Genomic DNA, 16219 nt, shown 5'->3' on the forward strand with positions numbered 1-16219 from the left:
TATCAATGCTCCAATGCTCAGTTAGTTCCTCATTCTCCCACTTTCGCTTCATCCTACGCCTCTAAATGACTGCTTCAGAGAGCGTAAAACATCGGCAGCGAAGATAATCCAAACTTATCATTCAGAAGATGTACAAAGCAGATACCTGGGGAAATTCAGCCGCCAGAAGTCAGGCGCAGCAAAGCTTGTGGGCTAATTGCATCTCATGACAGCTTCGCTTCAATCACCCCTTCCTGGTTAACGGCTAGCGCTGCTCTGACTTGGGCCGTGCGAATCCTTTCCTTCAGGCTACGCAGAAAATCGTTATAGGCTACTGAAGGAGGCAAAGCATCGGACATAGCTCAAAGAGGCATCAAGAATGAGTTAGAGAGTAGCACGAAATCAGCGTCAGGTGCGCCCATCCTAGCCTGGATATTCCAGCCGCGATCGGCCAGGGCTGTGATTATGCCACCAGGGCCGGGTCATTTTTGCCCGTAGGCGTAACATTCGGCTCTGCCTGATATCCGTCTGGGTGGGGTATTCACCTCGGTTAGGGCTAAAAAATTCGATCGCGCTTTGCGCGATAACGAAGGGAAAAGAAACAAGGGCAAAGGGCGAGAAGGCAAGAGGGCAAAGGGTTACAGAGGCCCTGAAACCGAACAACACACACGAAAACCGTCGACGTCGCTGCGCCACTCCGCATCATTGAAGTTGCGGTAAGCGGAACGGCAGACCCAGGGATAGCTGAGCCACGAACCGCCCCGTAGCACCCGTAAACCTTCTTCAGAGCGGTTTTCAGCGATCCAAGCCCTGCCATCTCTAGGGGCACCTTCATAACTACTATGCCAATCATCTTCACACCACTCCCAGACATTGCCATGTAGGTCATACAGACCCCACCCATTGGGGGGGTAGGTGGCTACAGGAGTTGTTCCATGAGACCCCTCGGATTTTGTCGGGGAGTTCTGGTACGTTTCGCTCCAATCATAATTGCCCAGGTCTGGGGTGAGGATCTCGCCAAAGTGGAATGGCGTGGTGGTTCCGGCCCGACAGGCATATTCCCATTCAGCTTCGCTGGGCAGGCGGTAGGGGCGTTGAGTGTGTTGAGCCAGTCGATCGCAAAACTCAACCGCATCATGCCAGGAAACTTGCTCAACTGGATGCTCATTTCCCTTAAATTCGGATGGATCGGGGTCTAAATCGCGCTTGGCTGGGCGCAGGGCGGCCACTACTTTCCACTGGGCCTGGGTGACAGGGGTTCTGCCCATGAAAAAAGTGGGCACAGTGACCGGATGCTGGGGACCTTCAGCTTGATTCCGTTCAGGCTCATCCTCCGGTGATCCCATCAAAAATGAGCCGCCTGGAATCAGGACCATGTCCAGGACAACCCCCTGGCCCAGATCTTCCGGGTAGTACCTGGCGGTACGTGGCTCTCGCCGAAGGGTAATTTTCATAGGGCAGGAAGGAGGAGACAGAGGAATGGCAGAATGCTATCATTTGCGCTTACCCTTCTCCAACCCTTCTCAGACCCAGCCCCATACAGGCGTTGCAGGCAACGCCTCATCCAAACCCACCCCGGCCCGCAGGGCCGGGGTGGGTCTACTTTAAGGGTGGGGCAACCGTTCGCCGGAGCTACCAGGCTGCCCCACCCGTTTGATTTTCGGATGCTGGTGCATCACAGGAACAGGTCTGGGCTCCTCTTCGACACGCCCGGTGAATTCCCATCCACCAGCTCTGGTACAGAAGAGTGCTGAAACCGAACAACACACACGAAAACCGTTGTTGTTGTTGCGCCACTCCGCATCATTGTTGTTGCGGTAAGCGGAACGGCAGTTCCTGGGATTGTTGTTCCACGAACCGCCCCGTTTTGTTTGCCTGCCCCATGAGTAGAATACAGGAGGCAGAATACAGAAGGCAGAAGTTAAGGAATTCATAACCTTTTGTCTTTTAGTTTTCTGTCTGTTTGCCGAACAGTGATGACGTAATATCTTGCTGTAATCGCCAGGTATTGCCATGAGCCAGGTGGGCCATCCAGCTTTGGAGCGATCGCTGCATGTGCTCCAACGTGATCTGACCCTCAACATAAGCGCGATACATTCGTTTCAACCGTTGGCGGCCTCGGCGCACGTTGTCGTTACGGACCCGAATCCGAATTTGCTTTGGGAAAGTATTGCCAACAGATAGGACCCGAAAGCCAACAAAATTCGCTCCAATTCGGGTTGCAAACAACTGGCTTTTAATCGGATGAATTTTCAGCCGCAATGTAGCCAGGTAAGTTTCGATCGCAACTCTGGTTGTAGCTAGAAAACTACGATCGTCAGAGAAGAGCGAAAAATCATCGACATAGCGGAGATAGTACTTTACTTTCAGTTCCTCTTTGACAAAATGGTCAAATCCATTCAGATAACAATTGGCAAAGAACTGACTGGTGAGGTTTCCGATCGGGAGACCACGCCGTCGCAAGCAAGGGGTCAATAAGTCATCACCGGGAAAGTATTCCATGATCGGCTCCTGCTCATTGCTGCGATCGATAATCAGGTCAATCAGGTGCAATGTATCTGGGCATTTGATTTTGCGTCGGAGTAGGGTTTTGAGGATTTCATGATCAATTGCAGGGAAGTATTTCCGAATATCGCACTGGAGTACATACTGACAGTTTCGATAAAACTGGACGAAGCGGCGGAATGCTCGATGGGTGCCGAAACCAACCCGATTGGCGTAACTGTCGTGAATAAAAGTCTGCTCAAAGATCGGGGCAATGATATTGCAGAGCGCATGATGAACGACTCGATCGCGGTAAGGTGCGGCTGAAATAAGCCTGGGCTTGGGTTCAAAGATTCGAAATGTTCTATAAGTGCCTGGTTCATAGGTGTGGCTGCGCAATTCGTGCTGCAGGCAAGCTAATTCCTGTTCCAGATGATAATTGAACTCCAGGACATTGGCTCGAAATCGTTTGGCGCGTTGCGCTTGGCGGGCTGAATTGAGCAAGTTCTCAAAGTCAGTGATTTGGGACCATAAATTGCCGTAGCGTTTCATGGCATTGGCTGCCGCTGTCGTTGCTGTTTCATCCACCCACCCAGCTCAGTGCCAATACTGTTGAGCTGTTTCCCAGCATATTCATAACGAGGTGCTTTAACCAGATCAAAGTCCATCAACAGGCGAGTTTGGTGACGGAGGATGTCGAGGCGAATATTCAGATCCTCCAGGATGGATAATTTATCAGCGCGATAACGAGCCTGAATTAGCCCCTCCAATAAGTCATAAAGCCCAGCAATAATCCGATCTCCCAGCATAAATTTATGATCGCGGGGTAAGTGATTCAAAATAGGTACGTACCAACGGATCAGGTCATAGGTCTTTTGAATAACCGGGAGGTCTTTCATGGATTGTCTTGATAGGTGACTGGCTTAATATTAATTCTCTGATAGGCTGTAAAACCCAAAAAAATTTTTAGGCGCTGCGCGCCAGGGTAAAAAACCAAGGGCAAAGGGCAAAAAGGCAAGAGGGCAAAGGGTTACAGAGGCCCTGAAACCGAACAACACACACGAAAACCGTCGTTGTAGTTGCGCCACTCCGCATCAATGCTGTTGCGGTAAGCGGAACGGCAGTACCAGGGACTGCTGAACCACGAACCGCCCCGAATCACCCGTCTACCTTGCTCATAGCGCTTTTCGGCGATCCAGGCATTGCCGTCTCTAGGGGCACCTACATAGCTATCATGCCAATCATCTTCACACCACTCCCAGACATTGCCATGCAGGTCATAGAGGCCAAAGGCATTGGCCACACCAAAACTACCCACCGGGGTTGTCCCTTTTGACCCCGATCGTTGTTTAGGGCTGGCCCCATACCCCTGCTCCCAATTGTAATTTGCTAAATCGGGCGTAATGGTTGCACCAAAATGAAACGGGGTTTCTGTTCCGGCGCGACAGGCATACTCCCACTCGGCTTCGCTGGGCAGGCGGTAGGGTTTCCCGGTCAACTGGGACAGGCGAGCGCAGAACTCGGTTGCCTCTAGCCAGGAGACTCGCTCAACTGGCCGACGATCGTCTCCCCTAAAGTTGGATGGGTCAGGGTCCAGCGATCTCTCTACTTGGGGCAGGCCAGCCACCTGCCTCCACTGGGCCTGGGTGACCGGGTACTTGCCCAGGAAAAAGGCGGGGACGGTGACCGGATGCTGTGGCCCTCCCCGATCGAACTGCCCTGGTTCGTTCTCTGGAGAACCCATCTGGAAGGTTCCCGCTGGGATGGCCACCATCTCCAGGCCGACGGTCTCGCTCAGTTGCTCAACATAGCCCCAGGCTTCCCCCCTTTGTTTCTGAATGATGACTTCAGACTTCCTGCCCCTGCCCCAAACCTCGACGGTGGCAATCTCAAACTCAAAGGGCTGTAGTTGCTCCTCTGCTTCTAGCTCGACAAATACGGTTTCAAACGTGACTTCAATCAGAGAGGGAAAGCTGACCAGGGGGGGGATAGGAGGTGGAGGTGGGGGAGAATACTGCTGCCCTATCTGTTGGGCGAGTTGGCGATACTTACCTCCCTTCCGTTTCAACACTGCTGCCGTTACTGTGGCAAAGGGACGGAGTTGTTTGGCTTTTTCAATCAGTTCTGGATCTCCACTCTGGGTCCAAAGCTGTAGCTCTGCGACAAATTCCTCCAGGAACTGATCCAGCGGCTGTTTAAACTGCTGCTCAATAAAAGCTGAAAACACCTGCATCGTATCAGGAACCGGAGTTCCTTCTAGCAGAAGCTGGCGGATTTCCTCATCTCTAAAGCCATACTCTACTGCATCAGGATGACTTCCTAGATCTAGTGCTTCCAGTGGCTCTAGCAATCCGCCTAACAAAACTTCTGCGACATTCATCTGCCGAGAATTGGGTAGCAGAGTTTCCTGAATCAACCGGATCACAGGCAGGGTAATGACTGGCGAAGCGGCTACCAGCCCCATCAATCGTTGTGCCATCGGTGATGACATCACCTGAAACTGTTCCAGGTGGCGCTGTGCAGTTAGAGAGTTGGGTGCTTGTGCTTCTGCAGGTTCCAGCGCGAATGAACCCACTTGATAACCTGGTGCCTTGTTGTGCCCCATCACCATTTGGCTCCAGGCCAATATCGCATCTGGTTCTAAAGGTAGGATGGGTAGACAGGCAGCAGGGTTAGGGAGTTCCGTCTGCCATTCATCGGACCAGGTTGCCGTTAGGCGAGCATTGGGCAACCCAAGTTCCAGGGCGTTGAGCTGCACTGGCTCAAAACCTCGAATGGCCGTGCGAACCCACATTGATTCGGGGAACACCTGGACGATCGCAACGGGGCTAAGCTTGGTCCAGAGTTTCAGCCCCTTGACTAACTCCTCTTGCTGCCAATACTCAGCAACACAATCTGTGATCAACAGAATGAGCTGGCGTCCACTGGGGTTGAGGAGTGCTTCAGGTTTCAGGGAAGGGTGTTGGAGGGCTGCTGCCCCAATCCCCGATCGCAACTTTAGCTGTTGGTTTTCCCAATGGAGTCCCCAAAGCTGCACATCGCGAAATGTGCCATAGTTCCGCAGTAGTCTGCGAAATTCCAGTACCGTCTGTCGCCAGATCAACATGGAATTGCTTTCATCTGCTACCAGAACGACCTCTAGCCAGGGTTCTAATGTAGGTTTAACAATGGGTTGCCAGATCCCTGCTTCAGCGATCTGTTGAGCGGTGGCTTGTTCATCCAATCCCTCAATCTGATCAGAGGGTATCTGGCGCATGAGGGGACGCAGGGACCGCGCCAGGGATAGGGGATCACGAATCGAAGGTGGATTTGCCACCTTAATCGGAGTTCGATCGCCGATCAGGTCGGTCATTGAGGTTGATTGCGATCGTTGAGGTGCAATACCTGCGACTGCTCCAGAAGAAGGGCGGTTCGCAGGTGGTTCCGATCTAGATGATTTAGAAGATGAGAGAAGGGAAGATTTTCGTTCTACACCTGTAGGAGGCTTCGACCCTGATCCAGCAGGTGCAGGGGTGTTTGATTGCCGAATTAAGGTTAGCCAGATGATATCTGCTAATTCCTCAGCAGTGAGTTCCAGTTCCTTGCCTAATCCAGCAATCAAGCGATCAATCATTGCCCAGTGCCCAGACTGCTCAAAGAACTGAACAATAGGTCTTTAATGGCCTTTTCATCCGCATTCTTCGTTAAAAGGTACAAAGTATTGAGCAACTGGTCAGTTGCCAGGTTCCCCTCTTCCTGATCATTACAATCTTGAAAATCCCGAATTACCTGTTGAAACTGTTGAATCAGGTCTTCTCCCAGATGGGCTTTGACGATATTGACCAGGGCTTCATCTCTAGGTGTTGGCATGGACACCCGCACACACCGGCGCAGAAATGCTGAAGGAAATTCTCGTTCCCCGTTACTGGTCAGCACGACTACCGGAAACGCCTGACATTGGACCTGTCCGTCTGGAATCGGCACATCCAGACCATCCTCTGATTCTACAGGTTGACTTTGGCTGCCCCGTTTAGCCAGTCGTCGCAGTTCTGGAATCTCGTAGCGTCCCTCTTCCAGGAGATGCAGCAGGTCGTTCGGTAAGTTGATGTCACTCTTATCAATTTCGTCAATCAGTAATACCCTGGGACGCTGGGATGGCAAAAATGCCGTTCCGACTGGACCCAGCCGGATATACTGTCCGATGTTGCGATAACCTTGTTCAACGGCTACCTGGGATGGCCCAGCTTGACTCGGTTGCGGGATTTGCGATTGGGCGATCGCCAGTTGTGCATCTTGCAATCGGGCGATCGCATCATACTGATACAGCCCCTGCTGTAGATTGGAACGGGCAGTCACTGACCAGACTAGCACGGGGCCTAGCTGGAGTTCGTAGGCGATCGCATAGGCCAGGGAAGTTTTTCCTGACCCTGGTTTGCCGGTAACTAACAAAGGTCGCCGCAGATAAAGAGCCGCATTAACCGCATCAATCACGGTAGGCTGCTCCGGTTCAGATTCCTCTGATTCTGACGGTGGTGGGGGAATGCGGAAATTCTTACCCCGCTCTACATCGCGCAATTTTGTCTGGGCTATCTTCTGTAATTCCTTCCAGCGCTCCTCATCCTTCTTTTTATCGACTGTCGCGCCAGTTATTCTTCTGGTAAAGCGTCGCCAAGAGGGAGCCTCATGCTCATGCAGGCGGCTAATGCCATCATGGGGTTCTCGTTCTCCCTGAAATATCGTCCAGTCCTGGCTCATGCTGATCTCTGCCCTCCCTGATCTAGTGGTTTAAGCGTTGGCATTCGTTCCCAATCATCCCAAAGAATGGCGAGATACTTGCCCCATCGCTCCTCGTCTGGTAGACCATCATCGCAAGCAGATGAGCGAACACTTCTGACCCTCTCCAATAATTCACAGGGATTACCCAATAGGTTAAGTTCTAAAAACTGATCAATTCCAGCTTCAATCTGGTTGGGAGGTAGTTGATGATCATGCACCCACCATGCCATAGGCACACCAGATTTCAGCATTGCTTGCAACAATTTTTGAACGTCTGATTGAGATTTAGGTAACGGGCAGGTAATTCTAATGCCCATCATATTCCGCAGAGTTTCTGTTAGCGTTCGTAGTCGGCTACAGTCGATATGGTCAAGCGAGTGAAATCGTTCTTGAATGAACCCAGGCCCAGGATTTTCTTGTTCAGGATTTTCTTGTAACTTTTTGATTTGGTGCCAGGATGCAGAAAAGGCATTCTTTAACTCAGGTTTTGCGACACGATCGTAGGACCTCAATACAACGCGATGTTCGGAGATCAACGGAACTAGATTATCAAAATCGTCTTGAATCATCCAGTAATCAATGGGTTCACCCAAATAATCAATGGGTGAAAATAGCTCAATAATTAGTTCATGATGGGTACACCTTAGTTGTTCTTTTTGAGTTTCCAGTTCATCAATGGCTTTAGAGAGAACCTGTTGAACTGTTTGCGGAAGTTTTTTCCAGGTAGATAACGTACCTGGTTCTGTTGCGAGGTCTTGTCCAGTTATATTTGGATTAAGTTGAATTGGCAGTTCTTTCACGTTACCTTTAGGAAGCAGGCAACGTAAAGTTGCAAGTACTCGAATGTCTTTAGTTCTTCTCTTGCTGTTATGAAGTCTGACTGGACTGAGCAGAATCATTAGATAAGCCTGCAAAATCTCTCCTCCACACTCACTGGAGACAGGCAAGACTTGAGCTGGAGCTTGCTCAGGATTTAAGTCTGGGAAATTCTCTGCTCTCCAACATTCTAACTCTCGCTTGACGCCCTCATTTAGTTCTGCTTGCCCTAAAAGTTTCCGGACAAAGACCAGAATACTGGGGGCTTCCTCAAGGGTTGGATAGCCTTCTGCAAACAGTTTGAGCAACTGAAAGCACTTAAACCAGGCTGATAAATCACTCTGCTTAAAATCCTGAATTTCCTGTGAACAGTTAACTTGAATTTGCCTGGGCAGAATAGCTTTACCGACTTGCCAAAGTACTTGAAAAGTATCAATTTGTTCAAGAATATGGATAAGACTCGTTAGTGATTTAGAAGGTACTATTTCAGTATCCAGGTCAATGATATTTTCAATGTGAGTTTCAATGAACTCTTGAAGATCTTCATTTTGGGATTTTTCTCGGATAGCGCCTAATATTAGTCCCTTAGTTTGATCACCTCCTTCTGATTCTGCCCAACCAATCAAACTAGAAGTCAGTTCCTTAACATTTCCTCCAGTTGCAATCTCAGAGAGTCGTTGATTTAAATTCTCTCTGACCATCTGTTCAAGTTCTTTGCGGTTCTGAAAAGCCCTTGAAAGAGCAAGTCTAAGCTTTTTAACTTGATTGCCATCTAATTCCCAGTTCTTAACCATTCCTAATCAACCACAAACCCTTAACTTAATTTTCAGCAGGAACGATTCTGGCAACAATAAGGGTGTAGAGAATCAATAGAATTGATCCATATACAGGTTGATAGAAGTCCTTAAAGCTGCTAGCAAAAGGTTCTCCTAATGCAAAAACCCAGACAAAAAAAGCTCCTGTAGAGATGAGGATTTGTGTTAGAGCTGGTGACTTTCTAGACTCAGTTGTCTGCTGCCAGGTCCAGATTGGTGTCAGAATAAGCAAAACCACAAACAGAACCCATAACACTCCTGTTTGTGGAATATTTGTGGCACTTTTGACAATGCCGGTAAGTGCTAGCCAAGCGGCATTAATATCAGCAGGAATATATTTGAGCAACCGATCTTGATATCCATCTACGCCTTCTTTGGATACACCCGATTCTAATCGCATGGTAATAATTCGTCGTCCCATGACTTTCCCTCCTCCTAGGAATTAAAATACTACTCAACTAAGGATCGAAAATTAAATAAAGTGGGGGCGTTGCCCCCAAACCCCCATTGTTCCTCTTATTTAATTCGTGATCCTAAGATAAAACATCTGAGATTTGCGGATAGATACTACTAAATAGTATGCCCTCACACACCACACCAAAGGTTGTTGCCCGTTGTGCATGATGTAAAGCGACTAAATGCCAATCATCATTGAAGCATGGAGAACCACTGGACCCTGTAGATGTTTGGCTTATGTACTGAATTAATCCCTCATCAGCATAAACACCTGTGATTCCATTTGTCCCAAATACAATTTTCATTGCCTCCCCATCAGGATGCTGAAGAACATGGATACTACTCCCCTGGCCTGGAGGCTGTTGAATATAGTTCACAGGACGAACTGACTTTGTTTCTAAAATCCTCGATTCTACCCGAAACAAGGCATAATCAAACTTATGGGTCGGACTAAAACGGATAGGCTGCTGTTCTGCCAGGTTGAATGTCTGCCCGATCGTTTCCCTTCCAGCTTTTGAGGTCATACAACCAAAGGAGAGACTTAACTGGGAAATGGCTCCTAGCCTTGTGGCATCTTCCCAAACATGATGATTAGTCAAAATCAAGTCCTGGCTGATCAGAAAACCAGTCCCGATCGCTCCGTGGCCCTCCATATCAATTCGGCATACTGAGGCAGCTTGGTCCACGCCACGGCTGAGAAATGCCACATCCCACAGTTGGGGTTTTGGGCGTAGAAGACCCTGCAGATCGAGTTTCTCTGTTGGGCCACGCCATTCAAAATCAGGTCCGTAAGGGAGGGTAGAAATTGGTGTTGCTTCAGCGGGCAGAATCCCAAATGATTCGACGAACAGACGCAATCTGGGGTTGCCTGGATTACGTTTAATAGCAGCACTCACTAATGCAGGCAGCTTTCCTTCTGACTCTGCCCAGATCAATAATTCTGCCACAACATCTTCCAGAGTTTGACCCCCGACAATCTCATCCAATCGCGTATCCAATTCTTCGCGTAGCAGTCGCCTAAGTTTAGCTTTGTCAGGAAATGCCCTCTGTAAGGCTACACGTAATTGTTCGACCTGTTCACCTTTCAGTTCCATATCTAGCTTTATGCTCTAAGTGATACCAAGCTCATATCCACACAGGATTATTTTCCTCTGGATCATGGTTTATTCATTAATGAGCATACCATCAAGCTTTCTGCGGATTCCAGAGTTGTTGCATTCGCCGCTGTAGGGCTACGAGCTGATCCTCAGCACTGGGCGGTTTGAGATCAGCCAGCAGAGCTGGAGAGGATTATAGACTGGTTCATAGGGAAAATAATTTGTCACCCTGCAAAATGTAAGTGAGATCAATGCCAAATTCATATCAACAAGGCTCATGCTCATTAGAGATTAAAGATTTGCGCCAAGTTCCAGAGTTTGTTCCCATCCTGGCCAGGTGGTTTGAAAACGAGTGGGCAAGTTGGGGAGATAGTTTTCAATATGGCCTGGATTGGCTGACTGCCAGCCTTGAGGCCGAAGGCAGCTTTCCTCTGACTCTGGTTGCATGTCTTGCAGACAAGCCAGTAGGAACTGCTCGGATTATGTCCGATCAGATTCCAGAACGCCCTCAATTCAATCCCTGGTTTTGCTACTGGTACACTTTGCCAGAATACCGAGGCCAAGGCATTGGGGCTTGCTTGGATCAGGAACGAATCGTGATTGCTCGTAATAGTGGGTTGACGAAGGTTTACTTAAATACTTCCACCCAGGAGGAATATCGTAAAAGGCATGGCTGGAAATCGATCGAACGACTAATATACGAGGGAGTAGAAGTGGCAATTATGTCGCTTGATCTTTAAATTTGCCTGGAACTTGTCATGTCGAAATTAGGTTTCATCGAGATTCGATCTATAGGGAGAGTTGCATATTGAGGTGCGATCGTGGCTGCATCTTACTCATCCCAATAGCTTGAGGTCATGGGAACGCTACTTTAGCGCGTCTGCAACCACTGRCGTAAGTCATCCAGACCCGTGAAGTCAAGCAGGGCCTCTCCCAGATCCTCCAGTTGGGCCAGGGACAGAGTCTGCAGTTGGGATTCAAGTTCATTGGGGAGAACACCAATGCGACGGGTAAGCAGGCGCAAGACAAAGGTTAAGGCTTCTTCTTGTCTACCTTCTTGTCTACCTTCTTGTCTACCCTCTTGTCTGCCTTTCTGAAGAATATCTTGATAGATTACAGATTCACGCATGGCCCTCTCCCGAAACAGTTGACGAATGATCGTTTTCTTAAATCGTAAGCCTGCCAGCAACTGGGTGTAAGCAGACACCTCTCGCTGCTGTTGCATTGATTCTATCCTGCTTACCTGTTGTGCCGTCTGGGCCAGGAGCKGTTCCGGATTGGCAGCCGCAGCTAAGGGAGCCAGGGGCAAGAGTGCATTATCCTGCAAGAAAAGGGCCGGGTCCTGTTCCCACATCGGGATGACGCGATACTCCTCGTTCTCTCTGGCAGTCTTTGCTCTTCGGCCCCTGGTCACTGGTTGTGGGAGCGATCGCCCTGGCTATACTGAACTGGTTAACATTGCTGGTGGCTGGCCGCCCCTGGGGCGTAACTTGGGGCTTTACCCTCTGGGCTGCCAAAGTTGCTCAACTTCTGGGTTGGCAGCCTGCTGGCAGTGAGTTCTGGAGCCAGGGGATAGGTGCAGCAGCCTTACAAAACAGTGTATTTGCTGACTATACTTCCGTGATGAATTTTGGCGTAATTTTGGGAGCTGCTCTGGCTGCCGCATTGGCCGGTCGATTCGTGCTCAAAGCGCCTCCTTCAGGATCTGCGATCGTAGCTGCCGCCATTGGTGGGTTACTCATGGGATATGGTGCAAGGCTGGCCTTTGGTTGCAATGTGGGTGCTTATTTTGGAGGCATTGCTTCGACCAGTTTGCATGGTTGGCTATGGATTGGTTTTGCCCTTTTGGGAACTGGGTTAGGGGTCTATTTGCGCCCCTTTTTCCGATTGGCAAACTGATCCTTTGGTTGCAAATATTTGTTTCCCCCTGTAGGAGGGATGACAACAAATTAGGGACTTTTGTTGTCTTTGTCGCTTGATTGAATTGACTCTATCCAAAAACCCCTAAATATCAATCTATTAATCGTATTTTTTATGGCAATTTGACTTGTGTTTTCTATAAAGCTATGAAAATCTAGTATTTATTAAAATAACGGTATATCTGACGTGTTACTGTAGATTGCTGTTCAGCGGATCCATTTGCTCTCATAACCTCTGGAATTGGGATCGCGACACATCCTTCCCATGTCGGTGTTGCACGCAACGTCTTTAGCCCAATACAGGATGAAAACTCATGCTGTATCCATATCGTATCTGAACCGTTCCAAGGAGAACATGATGAAGCTCAGGTCAAGTCAGTTCAACTTCAAGAGATCTAACTTTCTTGCTTTTTTCCTGGCACTGCTGATGAGTCTGATTGCAGTGCCTCTGCTGTCTCATACCTCACATGCAGCCAGTTCAAAAGCCACCATTCAATTTGTTTCGCCAGCTTGGGTCACGCAACATTCCAGTGATCCAAACTTAAGGATTCTCGACGTTAGGGTCAGTCCCCTAGACTACTTTGCCAGTCATCTTCCTAACGCAGTTCATATTGCAGACAATACTTTCCGGGGACCGAATGGAACTCTACCAGTTCAGTATTGGAGCAATGAGAAGTTAGGACAACTTTTCTCCCAGGCTGGTGTTGCGAATGATAGCAAAGTTCTGGTGTATTCCGATGGCCAAAATGTTCTGGGAGCAACAATGGTGGCCTATCTGTTAGAGAGATCGGGGCTCAAGGAGATTGCAGTTCTGGATGGGGGCTTCAAAGCTTATAAGGAATCTGGTCAACCTGTGGCTCAGGAATTTCCCAAATATAAACCCACCAAGTTCACCGTAAAAGAGAATTCTTCGGTTCGTGTCACCCTGGATGATGTTAGAAAGTCGATCGGGAAGCAGGGGGTTGTCTTCATCGATCCCCGCCCACCTAAGCTTTTTCAAGGTGAAGAAAAACTTTGGGTCCGCAATGGTCATATTCCTGGGGCCAAGAATATTCCCTGGCCTACGTTTACGGCAGGCAATGCTGCAACAAATGAAGGCAATTTTCATCAGTTGAAGTCTTTAGATGACATCAGGAAGTTGCTGACCGATCGCAAGATCAAAGTGACCGATCGCATCATTGTCACCTGCAGTACTGGGCGAGAAGCAACCTTACAATATGTTGTCCTCAAACATCTGCTCGCCTATCCTAATGTCCGAGTTTATGAAGGGTCATGGACAGAGTACAGTTCCTATCCTGATTTACCTGTAGAAACGGGTCCAGAAAAAACTGCTTAGGATTGTGGATTAAATAACCTGGATTTTTTCAGTCCTCACCCCAATCCCCATCTTATTTAATTTTCGATCCTAGTAGGTTAGACCTGAGATTCATGCCACCATAGCTCCAATTTGCTGGGGGCACATCTCTAGCGATGGTGATCAATAAATTGCCTCTAAATTTTGCCCCATGGGGGTTTGGGGGCGCAGCCCCCAAACCCCCAAAAAAACTTTTAATTTGGTGTACTAGATTAGAGACAGATATCTAAGGCAGATCAGGTCTGTGATAAGTTTTTAGGGTTGCCAGATTGATTAACCATTTTATGAAATCAGATCCAGCATCAGGGGATGTTGCGTCCCTGCGAGAGGCAGGACCAATCAAGGAATCGGGCCATCCAGTTCCCCTCAAGGTCAGTCGCAAATCGAATCGGGATATCGCTGCTTTTATCCGCGTCATGCTGCTGCTGGTTCTGATCCTGTTGGCTTCCAGTAGTTTTGCCATCGTCAATGCGGGTCAACGGGGCGTGCTGATGGAGTTTGGCCATGTGCAGAAGCAGGTCTTGGACGAGGGATTACACTTCATGATTCCGATCGTGCACAGTATCCAGACGCTGAGTGTGCGGGTTCAGAGCCAGGAAATCTCTGCAGAAGCCTCTTCCAGAGATTTGCAGGATGTGTTTACCGATGTTGCGCTCAATTGGCATGTCGTTCCAGAAGAAGCCAATCTGATGTTTCAGGAAATTGGGGATAGTCAGGCCGTGATTGCTCGGATTATTAACCCGGCAGTAGAGGAAGTCCTGAAAGCCGTCATGGCCCAATACACGGCAGAAGAGATTATTACTAAGCGGGGAGCCGTTAAGGCAGAAGTCGATCAGACTTTGACTCACCGCTTACGGTCTTACCATATTGCCGTGGATGATATTTCCCTGGTCCATGTCCACTTTTCTCAACGTTTCGGTGAGGCCGTTGAAGCCAAACAAATTGCCGAGCAGGAGGCCAAGCGGGCTGAATTTCTGGCTCTAAAAGCAACCAGAGAGGCGGAGGCAAAAGTCAATCTGGCTAAAGGGGAAGCTGAGGCCCAGCGGTTGGTTCAGACCACCTTAACGCATGATTTGTTATCCAAGCAGGCGATCGAGCGCTGGAACGGGAACTTGCCTCTGATCACAGATCGGGAAAATACAACGGCCCTGTTTGATCTGAGCCAATTTGCCCGACCATTACCCGCACCTGGCCCCTGATGTTGCTTCACTGGGACACTGAGGTCAATAGGGCCATCCCAGCTTGCAAGATCCCTTCAAAGGCGATCGCGGGCCGACTCTGAAACCGCTGCTGGTGCTTCAGCTTAAGCACAGGCTGAACGATTTCCAGTTTTTGGTCAGGGTTTTGCTGCAAATCGATCACCGGAAGCGCATGGAGCACATCCAACTGGATTTCTTTTTGCACCATCAGTTCAGGTAACGCCGCAGCCCCCACACCACTTTCCACCACCGCTTTTACCATTTCACTACTGGCCAAAACCAGCACCACATTGAGGTTACCTGCATCCAATCCCCAGGTTTGCAGCGCTTTTTCGAACATACGCTGAGCCCCAGAACCAGGTTCTCGCATCACCCATTCTGTTGTGGGTAAATCCTCCACGGCAATGTGGGATTGCCCAAACCAGGGATGATTGCGTCCAACGACAATTTGCAGGCGATCGTAGCCAACGATGTCTTGCTCCAGACTGTCTTGCAATACCGGTTTCACACCACCCGTGACGAGACCCAAATCGAACAATCCCGTTGCCGTGCCATGACAAATCTCATCCGCATTGGCTAAATCACAAATCACCTGAATTTGCGGATATTGACGTTTAAACTGGCTGATTTTTTCTGGCAACCAGTAGTTTGCAATATTGAGGCTGGCCCCCAACTTCAGTTCTCCCCGCTGTAGAGTATTTAGTTCTCGCATGCCCCGTTCTGCCAGCGTCACCTGATCTAAAATCTTTTGTGCTTCAACCTGTAAAAGTTTTCCTGCAGCGGTAATCTCCACGCGCCGACCAATCCGATGAAATAGCTTGACACCATACTCCTCTTCCAGGCTGTGAATCGCGGCACTGACCGCTGGTTGGGTGACAAACAGGGCCTCGGCAGCACGGGTAAAGTGCTGATGTTCCGCGACCATCAGAAAAATTCGCAGTTGTTCAAGCGTCATTAAGTTTTGTCAGCCGAACAGTCCAGATCCTTATTAAAAGGCATTCCTGCGATGGTTTTACAACTTAATTCAAAAACTCTTGACATGTCTAATTCCTATTCATGAACCGATGTATAAAAATATTTGAATTTTAATTTAAATTAAAATCCCTATCTATGAATACAGCAATTTCCAGCCTAGTGAGGCGTATTTGATAGAATGATTTGTATGTTTACTTCATGCTCAATCAAGTGCAACCATACTCACTAGATCTTAGACAGAAAATTGTTGATGCATATCTTGAAGGGAATACGTCGCAACGTCAAATCGCTATACAATTTCGAGTTGCTTATAGTTTCGTGCGAAAGTTAATCAAACAACATCGGGAAACAGGTGAGATTGTCCCCAAAC

At 48.8% G+C, this 16219-nt stretch carries 17 protein-coding genes and 1 pseudogene; 6 read left to right on the top strand and 12 right to left on the bottom strand.

What is annotated here, in order from left to right; genetic code table 11:
- Positions 1-203: 203 nt before the first annotated feature.
- Positions 204-338: a hypothetical protein gene (locus BST81_RS29175; protein ID WP_290439465.1), complete on the bottom strand. Its 135-nt coding sequence runs from the start codon at positions 336-338 to the stop codon at positions 204-206.
- A gap of 279 nt (positions 339-617) precedes the next feature.
- Positions 618-1433 carry a formylglycine-generating enzyme family protein gene (locus tag BST81_RS26310; protein ID WP_075601456.1) on the bottom strand — a complete coding sequence of 272 codons (816 nt, stop codon included), beginning with the start codon at positions 1431-1433 and terminating at the stop codon, positions 618-620.
- Positions 1434-1458: 25 nt separating this feature from the next.
- Here BST81_RS26310 and BST81_RS29180 point away from each other — a divergent pair, with 25 nt between their 5' ends.
- Positions 1459-1587: a hypothetical protein gene (locus BST81_RS29180; protein ID WP_290439466.1), complete on the top strand. Its 129-nt coding sequence runs from the start codon at positions 1459-1461 to the stop codon at positions 1585-1587.
- Here BST81_RS29180 and BST81_RS28335 read toward each other — a convergent pair.
- From BST81_RS28335 to BST81_RS26345, 8 genes are all read right to left on the bottom strand, one after another.
- Entirely contained in the window at positions 1584-1913 is a 330-nt protein-coding gene (locus BST81_RS28335; RefSeq protein ID WP_171974860.1) for a hypothetical protein, read from the bottom strand. The genes BST81_RS29180 and BST81_RS28335 overlap by 4 nt on opposite strands.
- Before the next feature lie 13 nt (positions 1914-1926).
- Positions 1927-3051, bottom strand: coding sequence for an RNA-directed DNA polymerase (locus BST81_RS26315; protein ID WP_363080929.1), 1125 nt, complete (start codon positions 3049-3051; stop codon positions 1927-1929).
- Positions 3012-3362, bottom strand: coding sequence for a diversity-generating retroelement protein Avd (avd, locus tag BST81_RS26320; protein ID WP_075601458.1), 351 nt, complete (start codon positions 3360-3362; stop codon positions 3012-3014). Before avd ends, BST81_RS26315 begins: the two co-directional genes overlap by 40 nt.
- Before the next feature lie 131 nt (positions 3363-3493).
- Positions 3494-6076 carry a formylglycine-generating enzyme family protein gene (locus tag BST81_RS29030; protein WP_075601459.1) on the bottom strand — a complete coding sequence of 861 codons (2583 nt, stop codon included), beginning with the start codon at positions 6074-6076 and terminating at the stop codon, positions 3494-3496.
- A complete protein-coding gene (locus BST81_RS26330) occupies positions 6073-7197 on the bottom strand; it encodes a MoxR family ATPase (protein WP_075601460.1) in 1125 nt (374 codons plus the stop codon). Before BST81_RS26330 ends, BST81_RS29030 begins: the two co-directional genes overlap by 4 nt.
- Positions 7194-8828, bottom strand: coding sequence for an effector-associated domain EAD1-containing protein (locus BST81_RS26335; RefSeq protein ID WP_075601461.1), 1635 nt, complete (start codon positions 8826-8828; stop codon positions 7194-7196). Before BST81_RS26335 ends, BST81_RS26330 begins: the two co-directional genes overlap by 4 nt.
- A 25-nt stretch (positions 8829-8853) precedes the next feature.
- Positions 8854-9270: a hypothetical protein gene (locus BST81_RS26340; protein ID WP_143780514.1), complete on the bottom strand. Its 417-nt coding sequence runs from the start codon at positions 9268-9270 to the stop codon at positions 8854-8856.
- Positions 9271-9382: 112 nt separating this feature from the next.
- Entirely contained in the window at positions 9383-10399 is a 1017-nt protein-coding gene (locus BST81_RS26345) for an effector-associated domain EAD1-containing protein (protein ID WP_075601463.1), read from the bottom strand.
- A 302-nt stretch (positions 10400-10701) separates the two neighbouring features.
- On the opposite strand from BST81_RS26345, the gene BST81_RS26350 reads away from it, so the two are divergent.
- On the top strand, positions 10702-11142 hold the full coding sequence (locus tag BST81_RS26350; RefSeq protein ID WP_075601464.1) for a GNAT family N-acetyltransferase: 441 nt from the start codon (positions 10702-10704) through the stop codon (positions 11140-11142).
- A 131-nt stretch (positions 11143-11273) separates the two neighbouring features.
- Here the strand turns inward: BST81_RS26350 and BST81_RS26355 are convergent, their stop codons facing one another.
- On the bottom strand, positions 11274-11756 hold the full coding sequence (locus BST81_RS26355; RefSeq protein WP_075601465.1) for a DUF4351 domain-containing protein: 483 nt from the start codon (positions 11754-11756) through the stop codon (positions 11274-11276).
- Positions 11757-11791: 35 nt separating this feature from the next.
- On the opposite strand from BST81_RS26355, the pseudogene BST81_RS26360 reads away from it, so the two are divergent.
- The 3 genes and pseudogenes from BST81_RS26360 to BST81_RS26370 form a co-directional block, all read left to right on the top strand.
- Positions 11792-12301, top strand: a pseudogene (locus tag BST81_RS26360) (YeeE/YedE thiosulfate transporter family protein); the annotation flags it as partial.
- Positions 12302-12748: 447 nt separating this feature from the next.
- On the top strand, positions 12749-13657 hold the full coding sequence (locus BST81_RS26365; protein WP_253188503.1) for a sulfurtransferase: 909 nt from the start codon (positions 12749-12751) through the stop codon (positions 13655-13657).
- Between the two features lie 302 nt (positions 13658-13959).
- A complete protein-coding gene (locus BST81_RS26370) occupies positions 13960-14874 on the top strand; it encodes a prohibitin family protein (RefSeq protein ID WP_083637105.1) in 915 nt (304 codons plus the stop codon).
- 7 nt (positions 14875-14881) lie between these two features.
- On the opposite strand, the gene BST81_RS26375 is transcribed toward BST81_RS26370, so the two are convergent.
- Positions 14882-15829 carry a LysR substrate-binding domain-containing protein gene (locus BST81_RS26375; protein WP_075601467.1) on the bottom strand — a complete coding sequence of 316 codons (948 nt, stop codon included), beginning with the start codon at positions 15827-15829 and terminating at the stop codon, positions 14882-14884.
- Between the two features lie 218 nt (positions 15830-16047).
- On the opposite strand from BST81_RS26375, the gene BST81_RS26380 reads away from it, so the two are divergent.
- On the top strand, positions 16048-16219 hold a 172-nt coding region (locus BST81_RS26380), incomplete at its 3' end, for a helix-turn-helix domain-containing protein (protein WP_216351467.1).

This window comes from Leptolyngbya sp. 'hensonii', assembly GCF_001939115.1.
In the GTDB taxonomy this organism is placed as follows: Bacteria; Cyanobacteriota; Cyanobacteriia.